Annotated in this window: 22 protein-coding genes; 1 reads left to right on the top strand and 21 read right to left on the bottom strand. The window is 70.3% G+C overall.

The annotated features are described in order from the left end of the window. Positions 1-52: 52 nt before the first annotated feature. The 21 genes from rplO to rpsJ all read right to left on the bottom strand — a co-directional run bounded on the left by rplO (position 53) and on the right by rpsJ (position 10,040). Positions 53-766, bottom strand: a complete 714-nt coding sequence (gene rplO / locus CPE01_RS09370; RefSeq protein WP_146806392.1) for a 50S ribosomal protein L15 — start codon at positions 764-766, stop codon at positions 53-55. Positions 767-768: 2 nt separating this feature from the next. Further along, the gene (rpmD, locus tag CPE01_RS09365; protein WP_094180742.1) at positions 769-951 is read right to left on the bottom strand and encodes a 50S ribosomal protein L30; all 183 of its coding nucleotides are present in this window, start codon (positions 949-951) and stop codon (positions 769-771) included. Then, positions 951-1,598 carry a 30S ribosomal protein S5 gene (gene rpsE / locus CPE01_RS09360; RefSeq protein WP_146806391.1) on the bottom strand — a complete coding sequence of 216 codons (648 nt, stop codon included), beginning with the start codon at positions 1,596-1,598 and terminating at the stop codon, positions 951-953. The genes rpmD and rpsE overlap by 1 nt, the downstream gene beginning before the upstream one ends. Before the next feature lie 31 nt (positions 1,599-1,629). After that, positions 1,630-2,001 (bottom strand): 50S ribosomal protein L18, encoded by a 372-nt coding sequence (gene rplR / locus CPE01_RS09355; protein WP_146806390.1) that lies wholly within the window; start codon positions 1,999-2,001, stop codon positions 1,630-1,632. A gap of 3 nt (positions 2,002-2,004) precedes the next feature. Then, positions 2,005-2,541, bottom strand: coding sequence for a 50S ribosomal protein L6 (rplF, locus tag CPE01_RS09350; RefSeq protein WP_146806389.1), 537 nt, complete (start codon positions 2,539-2,541; stop codon positions 2,005-2,007). Positions 2,542-2,567: 26 nt separating this feature from the next. Further along, positions 2,568-2,966 (bottom strand): 30S ribosomal protein S8, encoded by a 399-nt coding sequence (gene rpsH, locus CPE01_RS09345; protein WP_146806388.1) that lies wholly within the window; start codon positions 2,964-2,966, stop codon positions 2,568-2,570. An 83-nt stretch (positions 2,967-3,049) separates the two neighbouring features. Beyond that, positions 3,050-3,235 (bottom strand): type Z 30S ribosomal protein S14, encoded by a 186-nt coding sequence (locus CPE01_RS09340; protein ID WP_146806387.1) that lies wholly within the window; start codon positions 3,233-3,235, stop codon positions 3,050-3,052. A gap of 4 nt (positions 3,236-3,239) precedes the next feature. Further along, positions 3,240-3,812: a 50S ribosomal protein L5 gene (gene rplE / locus CPE01_RS09335; RefSeq protein ID WP_146806386.1), complete on the bottom strand. Its 573-nt coding sequence runs from the start codon at positions 3,810-3,812 to the stop codon at positions 3,240-3,242. A 1-nt stretch (position 3,813) separates the two neighbouring features. Then, positions 3,814-4,155 (bottom strand): 50S ribosomal protein L24, encoded by a 342-nt coding sequence (gene rplX, locus CPE01_RS09330; RefSeq protein WP_146806385.1) that lies wholly within the window; start codon positions 4,153-4,155, stop codon positions 3,814-3,816. 2 nt (positions 4,156-4,157) lie between these two features. After that, positions 4,158-4,526, bottom strand: a complete 369-nt coding sequence (rplN, locus tag CPE01_RS09325; protein ID WP_013882866.1) for a 50S ribosomal protein L14 — start codon at positions 4,524-4,526, stop codon at positions 4,158-4,160. 180 nt (positions 4,527-4,706) lie between these two features. Continuing rightward, the gene (gene rpsQ, locus CPE01_RS09320) at positions 4,707-4,991 is read right to left on the bottom strand and encodes a 30S ribosomal protein S17 (RefSeq protein WP_048342534.1); all 285 of its coding nucleotides are present in this window, start codon (positions 4,989-4,991) and stop codon (positions 4,707-4,709) included. 7 nt (positions 4,992-4,998) lie between these two features. Beyond that, positions 4,999-5,238, bottom strand: a complete 240-nt coding sequence (gene rpmC / locus CPE01_RS09315; RefSeq protein WP_146806384.1) for a 50S ribosomal protein L29 — start codon at positions 5,236-5,238, stop codon at positions 4,999-5,001. Next, positions 5,238-5,654 (bottom strand): 50S ribosomal protein L16, encoded by a 417-nt coding sequence (gene rplP, locus CPE01_RS09310; protein ID WP_146806383.1) that lies wholly within the window; start codon positions 5,652-5,654, stop codon positions 5,238-5,240. Before rplP ends, rpmC begins: the two co-directional genes overlap by 1 nt. Before the next feature lie 3 nt (positions 5,655-5,657). Continuing rightward, positions 5,658-6,488, bottom strand: coding sequence for a 30S ribosomal protein S3 (gene rpsC, locus CPE01_RS09305; RefSeq protein ID WP_146806382.1), 831 nt, complete (start codon positions 6,486-6,488; stop codon positions 5,658-5,660). Between the two features lie 2 nt (positions 6,489-6,490). Further along, a complete protein-coding gene (rplV, locus tag CPE01_RS09300) occupies positions 6,491-6,856 on the bottom strand; it encodes a 50S ribosomal protein L22 (protein ID WP_094180753.1) in 366 nt (121 codons plus the stop codon). A gap of 50 nt (positions 6,857-6,906) precedes the next feature. Continuing rightward, the gene (gene rpsS / locus CPE01_RS09295; protein WP_146806381.1) at positions 6,907-7,188 is read right to left on the bottom strand and encodes a 30S ribosomal protein S19; all 282 of its coding nucleotides are present in this window, start codon (positions 7,186-7,188) and stop codon (positions 6,907-6,909) included. Between the two features lie 15 nt (positions 7,189-7,203). Then, positions 7,204-8,040 (bottom strand): 50S ribosomal protein L2, encoded by an 837-nt coding sequence (rplB, locus tag CPE01_RS09290; protein ID WP_146806380.1) that lies wholly within the window; start codon positions 8,038-8,040, stop codon positions 7,204-7,206. Between the two features lie 18 nt (positions 8,041-8,058). After that, positions 8,059-8,361, bottom strand: a complete 303-nt coding sequence (rplW, locus tag CPE01_RS09285; protein WP_048342528.1) for a 50S ribosomal protein L23 — start codon at positions 8,359-8,361, stop codon at positions 8,059-8,061. Continuing rightward, positions 8,358-9,044, bottom strand: a complete 687-nt coding sequence (rplD, locus tag CPE01_RS09280) for a 50S ribosomal protein L4 (protein ID WP_146806379.1) — start codon at positions 9,042-9,044, stop codon at positions 8,358-8,360. The genes rplW and rplD overlap by 4 nt, the downstream gene beginning before the upstream one ends. A 5-nt stretch (positions 9,045-9,049) precedes the next feature. Then, positions 9,050-9,709 carry a 50S ribosomal protein L3 gene (gene rplC, locus CPE01_RS09275; protein WP_146806378.1) on the bottom strand — a complete coding sequence of 220 codons (660 nt, stop codon included), beginning with the start codon at positions 9,707-9,709 and terminating at the stop codon, positions 9,050-9,052. 22 nt (positions 9,710-9,731) lie between these two features. Beyond that, positions 9,732-10,040, bottom strand: coding sequence for a 30S ribosomal protein S10 (rpsJ, locus tag CPE01_RS09270; protein ID WP_013117879.1), 309 nt, complete (start codon positions 10,038-10,040; stop codon positions 9,732-9,734). A 529-nt stretch (positions 10,041-10,569) separates the two neighbouring features. Between rpsJ and CPE01_RS09265 the strand changes: the two genes are divergently transcribed. After that, positions 10,570-15,186: an Ig-like domain repeat protein gene (locus CPE01_RS09265; protein ID WP_146806377.1), complete on the top strand. Its 4,617-nt coding sequence runs from the start codon at positions 10,570-10,572 to the stop codon at positions 15,184-15,186. Positions 15,187-15,348: the final 162 nt, after the last annotated feature.

The raw sequence follows: 15,348 nt of genomic DNA, 5'->3' as shown, positions 1-15,348 counted from the left end.
TCCGGAACCGCCCGCTTCGGGGTCGTGCGCGTCCTGACGGACGCCGGGGGCGTCAGCCCTCGGTGATCGTGCCGCCGGCGGCGACGATCTTCTCCTTGGCCGACGCGGAGTACGCGTCCACGGCCACGGAGACCTTGACGGTGAGGTCGCCCTCGCCCAGGACCTTGACGGGCTGGCCCTTGCGGACCGCGCCCTTGGCCACCAGGTCGGCAACGGTCACGTCGCCGCCGTCGGGGTACAGCGCCGAGAGCTTGTCCAGGTTGACGACCTGGTACTCGACGCGGAACGGGTTCTTGAAGCCGCGGAGCTTGGGCAGCCGCATGTGCAGCGGCATCTGCCCACCCTCGAAGCGGTCCGGCACCTGGTAGCGAGCCTTCGTGCCCTTGGTACCACGGCCCGCGGTCTTGCCCTTGGACGCCTCACCACGACCCACGCGGGTCTTGGCGGTCTTGGCACCCGGGGCGGGACGCAGGTGGTGGACCTTGAGCGTGCCGCCGGCACCCGGCGTCGCCGCAGCCTCCGCCGCCTTCTTGGCGGCAGCGGACTGCGTCTTGGCCGGGGCCTTCTTGGCGGCAGCCTTGGCCGGAGCGGCCTCGGTCGCCTTCTCGGTCGCCTTCTCCTTGGCAGCAGCCTTGGCGGGCGCCTTCTTGGCCGGAGCCTTCTCGGCAGCAGCCTCGGTCGTCGCCTTCTTGGCCGGAGCCTTCTTGGCGGCGGCCTTGGGAGCGGCCTCGGCCTGCGTGGCCTTGTCCTTCTTCTCGTCAGCCATGGTCACTCGACCTCCTCGACCACGACGAGGTGCTGCACGGTCTTCACCATGCCGCGGATCTCGGGGCGGTCCTCCTTGACGACGACGTCGCCGATGCGCTTGAGACCAAGCGTGCGGAGCGTGTCGCGCTGGTTCTGCTTGCCACCGATGCCGGAGCGCTTCTGCGTCACCTTGAGACGGGCCATCACGCACCCACCTTCTCGGCGGCCTTGGCGGCCTGGCCGGCGGCCTGCGCCCGCAGGAGCGGGGCCGGCACGACGTGCTCGAGCGGCAGACCACGGCGCGCGGCCACGGCCTCCGGCTGCTCGAGCCCGCGCAGGGCCTCGACCGTCGCGTGGACGATGTTGATCGCGTTCGACGAGCCGAGCGACTTGCTCAGGACGTCGTGGATGCCGGCGCACTCGAGCACCGCACGCACCGGACCACCGGCGATCACACCGGTACCGGGCGCGGCGGGGCGCAGGTGGACGATGCCGGCAGCGGCCTCGGCCGTGATGGGGTGCGGGATGGTGCCCTGGATGCGCGGGACGCGGAAGAAGTTCTTCTTCGCCTCCTCGACACCCTTGGCGATCGCCGCGGGCACCTCCTTGGCCTTGCCGTAGCCGACGCCCACGGTGCCGTCACCGTCGCCCACCACGACGAGCGCGGTGAAGCTGAACCGGCGGCCACCCTTGACGACCTTGGCCACGCGGTTGATGGTCACGACGCGCTCGAGGAACGCGCTCTTCTCTGCGGCGTCGCCACGGCGACCGCCGCCATCACGACGACCGCCGTCGCGGCGCTCGCCGCCGGTGCCCTGAGCACCGGTGTTGCTGCGTGCAGGAGCAGCCATCAGTGAGTCCTCTTCTTCCGGATCGTCGTGGTCACAGGGCCAGACCGCCCTCGCGGGCGCCGTCGGCGACCGCGGCCACGCGGCCGTGGTACTTGTTGCCGCCACGGTCGAACACGACCGCGTCGATGCCCTTGGCCTTGGCACGCTCGGCGACGAGCTCGCCGACCTTCTTCGCCTTGGCCGACTTGTCGCCGTCGGTGTTGCGCAGGTCGGCCTCGAGCGTCGAGGCGGACACCACGGTCTGACCGATCGCGTCGTCCACGACCTGGGCCGTGATGTGGCGCGCGGAACGCGTCACGACGAGGCGCGGACGAGCCGCCGTGCCGACGACCTTCTTGCGCAGGCGCAGGTGACGACGCTTGCGCGAGATCGCCTTGCCCTTGCCCTTGATGCTGATCGCCATGGCTTACTTCCCAGCCTTTCCGACCTTGCGGCGCACGTTCTCGCCCGCGTAGCGCACACCCTTGCCCTTGTACGGCTCGGGCTTGCGGATCTTGCGGATGTTCGCGGCGACCTCGCCGACCTGCTGCTTGTCGATGCCCTGCACCGAGAAGCGGGTCGGGGCCTCGACGACGAAGGAGATGCCCTCCGGCGGCGAGACGACGACGGGGTGGCTGAAGCCGAGGGCGAACTCGAGGTCCGAACCCTTGGCCGTGACGCGGTAACCCGTGCCCACGATCTCGAGCTTCTTGGTGTAGCCCTCCGTCACGCCCGTGACCAGGTTGGCCAGCAGCGTGCGGGTCAGGCCGTGCAGCGAGCGCGAGAGGCGCTCGTCGTCAGGACGGGTCACGACGAGCGTGCCCTCCTCCTGCTTGACCTCGATGGGCGACGCGACCGTGTGCGTGAGGGTGCCCTTCGGGCCCTTCACCGTGACGACGGCGCCGTCGATGTTGACGTCCACCCCAGCCGGGACCGGGACGGGAATCCTGCCGATACGAGACATGGCTTGGCTCCTTTCCTGGTCTCAGATCACCAGACGTAGGCGAGGACTTCCCCACCCACGCCCTTCTTGGCTGCCTGCTTGTCGGTGAGCAGGCCGGAGGACGTGGACAGGATCGCCACGCCGAGGCCGCCGAGCACCTTGGGCAGGTTGGTGGACTTGGCGTACACGCGCAGGCCCGGCTTGGACACGCGCTTGACGCCGGCGAGCGCGCGCTCGCGGTTCGGGCCGTACTTGAGCTCGACGACGAGGTTCTTGCCCACGGGGGCGTCCTCGACCTTCCAGCCCTGGATGTAACCCTCGGCCTGGAGGATCTCCGCGATGTGCGACTTGAGCTTCGAGAACGGGATCGACACCGTGTCGTGGTGCGCCGAGTTCGCGTTGCGCAGACGGGTCAGGAAGTCTGCGATCGGGTCGGTCATGGTCATGGGGGCTTCAGCCCTTTCTCGCCGGGGTATCCCGGACCGCGTCCTGCGGCCCGGGACCTACCGACGATCGAGAAGTGAGGGGATTACCAGCTGCTCTTGGTGACGCCGGGCAGCTCACCGCGGTGAGCCATCTCCCGCACGCAGATCCGGCACAGGCCGAACTTGCGGTACACCGAGTGCGGACGGCCGCAGCGCTGGCAGCGCGTGTAGGCACGCACGCCGAACTTCGGCTTGGCGTTCGCCTTGTTGATCAGAGCGGTCTTCGCCATGGGGTCAGTCCTCCTTGAACGGGAAGCCGAGGAGCTTGAGGAAGGCACGGCCCTCGTCGTCGGTGTCCGCCGTCGTGACGACCGTGATGTCCATGCCGCGGACGCGGTCGATCTTGTCCTGGTCGATCTCGTGGAACACGGACTGCTCCACGAGGCCGAACGTGTAGTTGCCGTGGCCGTCGAACTGCTTGGGCGACAGGCCGCGGAAGTCGCGGATGCGAGGCAGCGCGGTCGACAGCAGGCGGTCGAGGAACTCCCAGGCACGGTCGCCGCGCAGCGTGACGTGCGCACCGATCGGCATGCCCTCACGAAGCTTGAACTGCGCGATGGACTTGCGAGCCTTCGTGACCTGCGGCTTCTGGCCCGTGATCTGGGTCAGGTCGCGGATCGCGCCGTCGATGAGCTTCGAGTCCTTGGCGGCCTCGCCCACACCCATGTTCACGACGACCTTCACGAGGCGCGCGACCTGGTTGATGTTCTCGTGGCCGAACTGCTCGAAGAGCGCCGTCTTGATCTCGTCGTTGTACTTGGCCTTCAGGCGGGGGGTCGCCGGAGCCTGGATCGTCGTCTCAGTCATCTCAGACGTCCTTCCCGGAGCGCTTGGCGACGCGGACGCGAACCGTCCGCGTGCGGCCGTCGCGCTCGATCTGCTCGGTGCGGTAGCCGACCCGGGTGCCCTTCTTGGTCTCCGGGTCCACGAGCATCACGTTGCTGATGTGGATGGGCGCCTCGACGGTCTCGATGCCACCCGTGCGGGTGCCACGCGAGGTCTGGCCGGCCTTGACGTGCTTCTGCACGCGCTGGACGCCCTCGACGACGACGCGCTGCGTCTCGGTCAGGACCTCGAGCACCCGGCCCTGCTTGCCCTTGTCACGGCCCGAGATGACGACCACGAGGTCGCCCTTCTTGATCTTCGCCATGGTCAGAGCACCTCCGGAGCCAGCGAGATGATCTTCATGAACTTCTTGTCACGCAGCTCGCGGCCGACCGGGCCGAAGATGCGCGTGCCGCGAGGCTCACCGTCGTTCTTGAGGATCACGGCCGCGTTCTCGTCGAACTTGATGTACGAGCCGTCCGGGCGGCGGCGCTCCTTGCGGGTGCGCACGACGACTGCCTTGACGACATCGCCCTTCTTGACGTTGCCGCCGGGGATGGCGTCCTTGACGGTGGCGACGATGACGTCGCCGATCCCGGCGTAGCGGCGGCCGGAACCGCCGAGCACACGGATGCAGAGAATCTCCTTCGCACCCGTGTTGTCGGCGACGCGAAGCCGCGTCTCCTGCTGGATCATCTACCTACTCCTGACGTCAGGCGGGTTCTCGGTCCCGGGACGGGCCGAGCCTGGCCGAACGGATAGTTGCCGTGATGCACACGTCGCGGCGGGGTCGTCCCGGAGGACTTCCCCGCCGCCCGTGGGCAACTGGAAGGCTGCTCGAGAGCAGCCGGTTCACGCAGCGCAAGCCGCGAGATCTTACTTGGCCTTCTCCAGGATCTCCACCAGGCGCCAGCGCTTGGACGCGCTGAGCGGGCGGGTCTCCATGATGAGGACCAGGTCGCCGATGCCGGCCGTGTTCTGCTCGTCGTGCGCCTTGACCTTGGAGGTGCGGCGCAGGACCTTGCCGTAGAGCGGGTGCTTGACCCGGTCCTCGACCTCGACCACGACGGTCTTGTCCATCTTGTCGCTCACGACGTAGCCCCGGCGCGTCTTGCGATAGGCGCGGTGCTCCGCCGTGGCGGTGGTGTGCTTCTCGTTCATCTCAGCCTCACTCGCTCGCGCTCGGCGCGGTCCGGATACCGAGCTCGCGCTCGCGCAGGATCGTGTAGATCCGCGCGATGTCGCGACGCACGGCCTTGAGCCGCCCGTGGCTCTCGAGCTGACCGGTCGCGGACTGGAAGCGGAGGTTGAACAGCTCCTCCTTGGCCTTCTTCAGCTCGGCGACCAGCTTCTCGTCGTCGAAGGCGTCCAGCTCGCTGGGAGCCAGGTCCTTGGTTCCGATAGCCATCAGTTACCACCCTCGCGAACCACGAAACGGGTCTTCATCGGGAGCTTGTGCTGCGCGCGGCGCATGGCCTCGCGCGCCAGGGGCTCCGGGACGCCGGCGAGCTCGAACATCACTCGGCCGGGCTTGACGTTGGCGATCCACCACTCGGGCGAACCCTTACCGGAACCCATGCGGGTCTCGGCAGGCTTCTTGGTGAGCGGACGGTCCGGGTAGATGTTGATCCAGACCTTTCCGCCACGCTTGATGTGGCGGGTCATCGCGATACGAGCAGCCTCGATCTGGCGGTTCGTGACGTAGGCGGGCTCGAGAGCCTGGATGCCGTAGTCGCCGAACGCGATCGTGGTGCCACCGGTCGCGGCGCCGGAGCGCCCGGGGTGGTGCTGCTTGCGGTGCTTCAGCCTGCGCGGGATCAGCACGGCTCAGGCCTCCGTTCCGGTCTCAGGGGTCGCCTCGGGGTTCGACTCGACCGGAGCCTCGGCGGCAGGAGCCTGCGCCTCGCGCTCGCGACGACCGCCGCCACGCGGGCCACGGTCACCACGGTCGCCGCGGTCGCCACGAGGGCCACGCGACGGGCGCGGAGCCTGGCTCGCCTGCTCGCGGGCGTACTCCTTCTCGGTCATGTCGCCCTTGTAGACCCACACCTTGACGCCGATGCGCCCGAAGGTGGTGCGAGCCTCGAAGAACCCGTAGTCGATGTTCGCGCGGAGCGTGTGCAGCGGCACACGACCCTCGCGGTAGAACTCGGTGCGGCTCATCTCCGCGCCGCCGAGACGGCCGGAGACCTGCACGCGGATGCCCTTGGCGCCGGCGCGCTGCGCGGACTGGATGCCCTTGCGCATCGCACGGCGGAAGGACACGCGGCTCGCGAGCTGCTCGGCGATGCCCTGGGCGACCAGCTGAGCCTCGAGCTCGGCGTTCTTGACCTCGAGGATGTTGAGCTGGACCTGCTTGCCCGTGAGCTTCTCGAGCTCGCCACGGATGCGGTCGGCCTCCGCGCCACGACGCCCGATGACGATGCCCGGGCGGGCGGTGTGGATGTCGACGCGGACGCGGTCACGCGTGCGCTCGATCTCGACCTTGGCGATGCCCGCGCGCTCGAGACCCGTGCTCATGAGCTTGCGGATCTGCACGTCCTCACGGACGTAGTCGCGGTAGCGCTGACCCGGCTTCGTCGAGTCCGCGAACCACCGCGAGCGGTGGTCGGTGGTGATGCCCAGGCGGTACCCGAGCGGGTTGACCTTCTGCCCCACTGTCAGGACCGTCCCTTCGTCTCACGCTCCGCGACGACCACGGTGATGTGGCTCGTGCGCTTGAGGATCTGGCTGGCGCGACCCTGGGCACGCGGCCGGAACCGCTTCAGGGTCGGGCCCTCGTCGACGAAGACCTCCGAGATGTAGAGGTTGGCCTCGTCGAGGCGCTGGCTGTTGCGCTTGGCGCCCTCGACCGCGTTCGCGATCGCCGACTGCACCGTCTTGAGGACGGGCTCCGCGGCCGCCTGCGGCGCGAACTTCAGCACCGCAACGGCCTCCCCGGCCTGCTTGCCACGGATGAGGTCGACGACGCGTCGGGCCTTCTGGGGCGTGACGCGGACGAACCGCGCCTTCGCCTTGGCTTCCATCGTGTCTGCTCCTGTCTCTGCCGTCAGGGCGTCACCTGCTGACCCGGGGGTCAGCGGCGACGGCCCTTCCGGTCGTCCTTCTCGTGGCCGCGGAACGTCCGTGTCGGGGCGAACTCGCCGAGCTTGTGCCCGACCATCGACTCCGTCACGAACACCGGGGTGTGCTTACGACCGTCGTGGACGGCGAACGTGTGGCCCAGGAAGTCCGGCGTGATGACCGAACGACGCGACCACGTCTTGATGACGTTCTTCGTTCCGGCCTCGTTCTGCGCGTCGACCTTCTTCTGCAGGTGGCCGTCGACGAACGGGCCCTTCTTGAGGCTGCGAGGCATTCTCTCGGGCTCCTATCAGCGCTTCTTGCCGGTGCGCCGACGGCGCACGATGAGCTTGTCGCTCGGCTTGTTCGGACGGCGGGTGCGACCCTCGGGCTGACCCCACGGGCTCACCGGGTGACGACCACCGGACGTCTTGCCCTCACCACCACCGTGCGGGTGGTCGATCGGGTTCATCGCGACACCGCGGACGGTCGGGCGCTTGCCCTTCCAGCGCATGCGGCCGGCCTTGCCCCAGTTGATGTTCGACTGCTCGGCGTTGCCGACCTCGCCGATCGTCGCGCGGCAGCGCAGGTCGACGTTGCGGATCTCGCCGGACGGCATGCGCAGCTGCGCGTACGGGCCGTCCTTCGCGACGAGCTGCACCGACGTCCCGGCCGAGCGGGCGATCTTCGCGCCGCCGCCGGGCTTGAGCTCGATGGCGTGGATGACCGTACCGGTCGGGATGTTACGCAGCGGCAGGTTGTTGCCGGGCTTGATGTCGGCGCCGGCACCGGCCTCGACGACGTCACCCTGCGACAGCTTGTTCGGCGCGATGATGTAGCGCTTCTCGCCGTCCGCGTAGTGCAGCAGCGCGATGCGCGCGGTGCGGTTGGGGTCGTACTCGATGTGCGCGACCTTGGCCGGCACGCCGTCCTTGTCGTGACGACGGAAGTCGATCACGCGGTAGGCGCGCTTGTGGCCGCCACCGTGGTGGCGGGTCGTCACGCGACCGGTGTTGTTGCGGCCACCCGACTTGGTCAGCGGGCGGACCAGCGACTTCTCCGGCGTGGAGCGCGTGATCTCGACGAAGTCGGCCACGCTCGAGCCACGACGACCCGGGGTAGTCGGCTTGTACTTACGGATTCCCATGAGTCCTCAGTCCTTCGCTCAGCCGACCGGACCGCCGAAGATGTCGATCGTGCCCTCGCGGAGGGTGACGATCGCACGCTTCGTGTCCTTGCGGCGGCCGATGCCGAAACGGGTCCGACGGGCCTTGCCCTGACGGTTGGCGGTGTTGACCGAGTCGACCTTCACGCCGAACACCTGCTCGACGGCGATCTTGATCTCGGTCTTGTTCGCCCGCGGGTCGACGAGGAACGTGTACTTGCCCTCGTCGAGCAGGCCGTAGCTCTTCTCGGAGACGACCGGCGCGATCAGGATGTCGCGGGGGTCCTTGCCGACGTTGGTCACTTGGACTCCTCCTCGGCCTCGGTCGAGGTCGCCGTCGCCTTCGCGCCCTTGGCGGGGCCAGCGAGGAACGCGTCGAGCGCGCCCTGCGTGAAGACCACGTCGTCCGAGACGAGGACGTCGTAGGTGTTGAGCTGGTCGGCCACGAGCAGGTGCACGCGCTCGACGTTGCGCAGCGACTTCCACGTGATCTCGTCGGCGCGCTCGACGACGACGAGGACGTGGCGACGCACGGTGAGGTTGTCGAGCACCGCGAGAGCGGCCTTCGTCGACGGGGCCTCACCCGGCGCGAAGCCGGAGACGACGTGCACGCGACCGGCGCGGGCGCGGTCCGAGAGAGCACCGCGGAGCGCCGCGGCCTTCATCTTCTTCGGGGTGCGCTGCGAGTAGTCACGCGGCTGCGGGCCGTGGACGGTGCCACCGCCGGCGAACTGCGGCGCACGGGTCGAGCCCTGACGGGCGCGGCCGGTGCCCTTCTGCTTGTACGGCTTCTTGCCGCCACCACGGACCTCGCCACGCGTCTTCGTGTCGTGCGTGCCCTGGCGGGCCGCAGCGAGCTGCGCGACGACGACCTGGTGGATCAGCGGGACGTTCGTCTGGGCGTCGAAGACCTCAGCGGGCAGGTCGGCCGTACCGGCCTTCTTGCCCTGGGGGTCCAGGACGTCGACGGTCAGCGTGTCGCTCATCGAGGTCACGCACCCTTCACAGCGGATCGCACGACGACGACACCGTTCTTGGGGCCGGGGACGGCGCCCTTGACGAGCAGGAGACCCCGCTCGGCGTCGACCGCGTGCACGGTCAGGTTCTGGGTGGTCTGACGGGCGACGCCCATCCGACCGGCCATGCGCAGGCCCTTGAAGACACGCGACGGCGTCGAGGCGCCACCGATCGAGCCGGGCTTGCGGTGGTTGCGGTGGGCACCGTGCGAGGCGCTCACGCCGGCGAAGCCGTGACGCTTCATGACACCGGCGGTGCCCTTGCCCTTGGTCGTGCCGATCACGTCGACCAGCTGACCGGCCTCGAAGACGGTCGCGTCGAGCTCCTGGCCGAGCGTGTACTCGGAGGCGTTCGGCGTGCGGATCTCGGCCACGTTCCGGCGCGGGGTGACCCCGGCCTTCTCGAAGTGGCCCTTGAGCGGCTGGGTGACCTTGCGCGGGTCGATCTGGCCGAAGGCCAGCTGGACCGCGGCGTAGCCGTCAGCCTCAGCGGAGCGGACCTGCGTCACGACGTTCGTGCCGACCTCGACGACCGTGACGGGCACGAGGCGACCGGCCTCGTCCCACAGCTGGGTCATGCCGAGCTTGCGGCCGAGCAGGGCCGTGACGGGGCGCGCGTTCTGCTGGGTAACCATGAGGATCAGTTCCTTCCCAGCGTCAGAGCTTGATCTCGATGTTCACGTCCGCGGGCAGGTCGAGACGCATGAGCGAGTCGACGGCCTTCGGCGTGGGGTCGATGATGTCGATGAGCCGCTTGTGCGTGCGCATCTCGAAGTGCTCGCGGCTGTCCTTGTACTTGTGGGGCGACCGGATGACGCAGAAGACGTTCTTCTCCGTCGGCAACGGCACCGGGCCCACGACCGACGCACCAGCGCGAGTCACCGTGTCGACGATCTTGCGCGCCGAGCTGTCGATGACTTCGTGGTCGTAGGACTTGAGCCGGATGCGGATCTTCTGTCCCGCCATGGCGTCGTCTACTTCTCTCTCTCGAACTGGTCCCGTCCGACCCCCGCGCTCGGGCGTGTCGCTTTTCGCGACGCACCCGGGCGCTGCATACCGTTCCCGGTATGAGGTCGGTGGTTGTCGTCGAACCGCCACCACCGGGTAGGCCCCGGGGCTGACGCGGTTCGCCACGTCTGTCGGCCCAGCCTGGCGCGCACGAAGGCACACCCGTAGCGGGCAACCTGAACAGTGTGCCAGACGAGCACGCGCATCTCCAACCCGGGCAGCCGGTGACCTGCACCTCATCGCGCGGTCTCCCCCGGCGCCGCGGTGCGCCCCGGCGCACTCGGAGACCCACCCGTCGGCTGCCCGCGACCCCTCGCGCCTGGCACCCCGCGCGTGGTGACGTCGCCATCCCGTGACCGTCGGTCCCTTGACGCACTTCTGCGGCACTGGGACCGTGGCTCCCGAACCCGGATGTTTACGTCACCACGCGGTCGTCGTGGCGGCGACCCGGGCGCCCGCTCAAGGACGAGTGAACGAGAGGCAGTCGATGACCCGCCAGAACCTCCCTCGAACCCGACCGCGTCGCGCGCTCGCCTCGGCGGTGTGCGCGACGCTCGTCGCCGCCGGGGCCGGAGCGGCGACCGTGGGTGCCGCCGCACCCGCGCCAGCCGCCACCCCGAGCGCCGCGCAGCACACCATCACGCCCAACCCGGCGTACGCCGGTGACCCCTTCGAGGGGTGGGGCAACTCGCTGGTCTGGTTCGCGAACGCGACCGGTGACTACCCCGACGAGCTGCGCGAGGAGCTGTTCGACCTCGTGTTCGGCGAGGACGGGCTCAACATGAACGTCGCGCGCTACAACATCGGCGGCGGGCGCGCGTCCGACGTCGGCGACTACTTCCGGCAGGGCGCGGCCGTCGACGGCTACTGGGCGCACGACAGCTCGACCGACCCCGACAGCCTGTACGGCACCGCGACGACGAGGTTCGCCGACCACCTCGCGCTCGCGCAGGCGTGGGACCCGCAGGACGAGGCGAGCTACGACTGGACGAAGGACGCCACGCAGCGGTGGTGGCTCGAGAAGCTCGCCGCCGAACGCGAGGACCTCGTGCTCGAGGCGTTCTCCAACTCCCCGCCGTGGTTCCTCACGCGCTCGGGCTACTCCTCGGGCGGCGCGAGCTCGACCACCGAGCAGGTGCTCACCCAGTACGGTGCGCCGGCCGCGTTCACGGCGTACCTGACGAAGGTCGTCGAGCACCTCGAGGACACCTACGACGTGCGGTTCCAGTCGGTCGACCCGTTCAACGAGCCCTGCACCGGCTACTGGTCGACGCCGACCGGTCGGCTCGCCGACGGGATCACGCCGTTCACCACCGCGGTCAAGAAGCCCCAGGAGGGTGCGCAGATCTGCCCCGGGTCCGGCGTGGGTCAGCAGCAGAGCATCATCGCCCTGCTCGCCGACGACCTCGCGGCCTCGTCGTCGGACGCCGTGGTCTCGGCGAACGACGAGACGAACCCGCAGGCGTTCAACAACGCGTGGGCCCAGTACGACGCCGCGACGCGGGCCGACGTCGGCCAGATCAACGTCCACACGTACTCGGACGGCGGCGCCGCGCAGTCGCGTGACCACGCGCTCGCGTCCGGCAAGGGGCTGTGGATGTCCGAGACCGGCGGCAACTGGGTGGGGGCGGGCTTCGACCCCGTGAACATCAGCGGCGCGCTCGGGCTCGCCCAGAAGATCACGTCCGATCTGCGCACGCTCCAGCCGGACGCCTACGTGCTGTGGCAGGAGGTCGAGGACTTCTACAACATGGAGCTCGGCGAGAAGCTCAACTGGGGCTCGATCTTCATCGACTTCGACTGCGAGTACGTCGACGCCGACGGTGAGGTGGTCGACGAGACCGACGCGATCGGCTTCAAGTCGCTGCGTCGCGTCGCGGACGCGGTCGCGGCGGGCGACCCCGTCTCGTCGGTCGACGACTGCCACATCGTGACGAACTCGAAGTACGACGCGATGCGCAACTTCATGCAGTTCATCACCGCGGGCGACCGCCTGATCCCCACGGACGACGCCGCCTCGACGGCCGCGCTCGACGCGGACGGCACGGGCGCGACCGTCGTGCACACCAACGCGACGCTGAGCGCGCGTGCGGTCACGCTCGACCTGACGAGGTTCGGCTCGATCGCCACGGGGGCGAGCGTCACGCCGTACGTCACGACGCAGGCCGCGGACGTCGACGACACGTCGACCGCGCTCGTCCGGGGGACCCCGGTCCCCGTCGGGGCTGACGGGCGCGCGACGCTCACGATCCCCGCGCGCTCGGTCGTCACGTTCGTCATCGACGGGGTCTCGGGCGTCGCGCCCGACGCGAACCCGCTCGTCGACGGGGCGAGCTACCAGCTCGTGGGCGTGCAGAGCGGCAAGGCGCTCGCCATGTCGTCGGCCGCGACGCTGCAGATCAAGGACCTCGCGACGACGTCCGCCGCGCTGCCCGCCCAGACGTGGGTGGCGCACGAGACGACGCGGTACCGCGCCCCGTCCGCGCGCCGCACGTTCACGCTCGAGAACGTCGCGGGCGGCACCTTCCTCGGCGCGACGAGCGAGGGCACGCGGTTCGAGGCGGTCACGGCGGCGCAGGCGGCCGAGTCGGCGACGACGACGTGGCACCTGGTGACGCTCGACGGCACGACGTGGTCGTTCGTCAACAGCGCGACGGCCTCAGCGCTCGACGTCAACGGCCAGTCGACCGCCGACGGCGCGAGCGTCGGCGTGTACGGCTCCAACGACGGCGGCAACCAGCGGTGGCGGGTCCGGGCGACGAGCGCGACCCCGTCGGCACCCTCGATCTCGCTGCGCACCACGGTCGGCACCCCCGCACCACTGCCCGCGACCGTCGTCCCGACGTACTCGTGGGGAGCGGGCGTCGCGACGCCCGTGACGTGGGGCGTACCCGCCGACGCGTGGGACCGCGCCGGCACGGTCACCCTCACCGGCACGGGCACCGACATCTACGGCAACGCGGTCGTCGCGACGGCGGTCGTCGAGGTCGGCGACCTCGTGGCGACCGACCCGGCGTCCGTCACCGTCGTCGCGGGGTCGAGCCTCGACCTCGTGCGCGGCTCCGCACCCGCGACGGTCCGGGCCCAGGTCGGCACGTCGTCGGCGCGGTTCACCGTGCCGGTCACGTGGGACTTCACGGCGCTCACGGACGCGTCGTTCGCGACGAGCGGCGTGGTCACCGTGCCGGGCGCCGTGGACGCCCAGGCCGGGACGGGTGGCCAGGCCGTCGCCGCGACGCTGCACGTGATCGTCGGTGCAGCAGCCGGGACGACGAACGTCGCGCTCACCTCGACGCCGTCGGCGTCGTTCACGGAGTCCACCTCGTACGCCGTGACGCGCACGATCAACGGCGACCGCGGGGACAAGGGCTGGTCCAACTGGAAGAGCGGCACCAAGAACGAGACGGACACGCTGACCTACACGCTCGCGCAGCCCGCCCTGCTCGACGAGGCCCGGATCTACTTCTGGAAGGACGGCTCGTCGGCCACCTGGCCGACCACCGTCACCACGCAGTACCGCGACCTGGCGACGAACCAGTGGACCAGCCTCCCGGCGCCCGTCGAGCTGCCCGAGCAGGAGACGGCGCCCTCGGCGACGATCGACCTGTCCGGCGTCTCGGCGAGCGCCGTGCGCTTCGTGCTGACCGCACGGCCCGCGACGCACCTGATCGTCGCGGAGACCGAGATCGACGCCGCGGTCCCGGCGGCCTCGAGCGTCTCGACGCTCGCGCGGCTGTCCGTGGACGGCATCGACGTCGCGGGCTTCGAGCCGGGCACGACGACGTACACGGCCGTCGGGCGGGGCACGGCGCCGCGCGTCGTCGGGGTCCCGACCGACGCGTCGGCCACGGTCGTCACGCAGCGCACGGGCGACGTCGTGACCCTTACGGTCACCGCGGTCGACGGCTCGAGCACGGTCTACACCGTCACCCTCGACCCGGCGGTCGGCCTGACCGGCGTTCACGTGCAGGGCAGCCCCGTCGCGGGGGCCGAGCTCACCGCGGCGGCGACCGTCGACCCGGCCGACGCGATCCTCGCGTACCAGTGGTCGCTCGACGGCGTCGACGTCCCGGGCGCCACGGGGCCGACCTGGACGCCCGGGCTCGACGACATCGGGTCGACCGTCACCGTGACGGTCACCGCGAGCGCGGACGGGTTCGACGACACCACGAGCGTCTCCCCCGGTGTCGTCGTGCTCGACGGGCGTGCCGCGAGCAGCGTCGCGCTGTCCGCGTCGTCGTCCAGCGTGGTCGAGGGCTCGTCCCTCACGCTCACCGCGCGCGTCACGTCGCAGGCCGCCTCCGCCGTCACCGGCGGGACGGTGCAGGTCCGGGACGGCGCGGCCGTCGTCGGCTCGGCGACCGTGGCGTCGGACGGCACGGCCCGCGTGAAGGTCGCCAGGCCGTCGGTCGGCACGCACGCGTACAGCGCGACGTTCACGCCCGCGTCGTCGTCGGCGACCCTCGTCGCACCGTCGACGTCGGCGACCGTGACGGTGAAGGTGACCGCCAAGCCGGTCGCGTCGACCACGACGGTCCGCGTCACCCCCACGACACCGACGACCACGGCGCGGCCGGTCGCGACGGTGACCGTCCGGGCGTCGGGCGCGTCGCCGTCGGGGACCGTCACGGTCACCGTCAAGCGCGGCACGACGACCGTGAAGACGCTCACGGGCCGGCTGTCCGGGGGCAAGGTGAGCGTCACGCTGCCGACGCTCTCGAAGCCCGGCACGTACACGGTGACGGCGCGCTACGCGGGCAGCTCGACCGTCCGCGCCTCGTCCGCGAGCACCACGGTGACGGTCAAGCGCGCCACGTCGACGTCGCTCACGGCCCCGCGGACCGTGACGACGAAGGCGAACGCGGTCACGACCGTCACGGTGACCGGCACGCCGTCCGCGACCGTCACCGGCAAGGTCACGGTGCGCGTGTACCGGGACGGCACGCAGGTCGCGGTCCGCAGCGCGACACTGTCCCGCTCGTCGGCGAAGGTCACGCTGCCGAAGCTCGCCGCCGGGACCTACACGGTCCGGGCGACGTACGCGGGCACCTCGACGGCCGCCGCGTCGACGAGCCGGGCCGTCACCGTGAAGGTCGTCCGCTGACCGTCGGACGACCTACCAGCGAAGGGCCCCTGGCGATACGCCGGGGGCCCTTCGTCCGTCCGGGCGGCGCCGCCGGAGGTCACGCGGGTGGTCACGCACGCTGCGGCGCACGCGGGCGCGCCGACACCCTGCGGCGTCGGCGCACGAGGCCGCCCGTGGCGA

This window comes from Cellulomonas persica (assembly GCF_007989825.1).
GTDB lineage: Bacteria > Actinomycetota > Actinomycetes > Actinomycetales > Cellulomonadaceae > Cellulomonas > Cellulomonas persica.
This window is presented reverse-complemented; position numbering and strand designations above follow the sequence as displayed.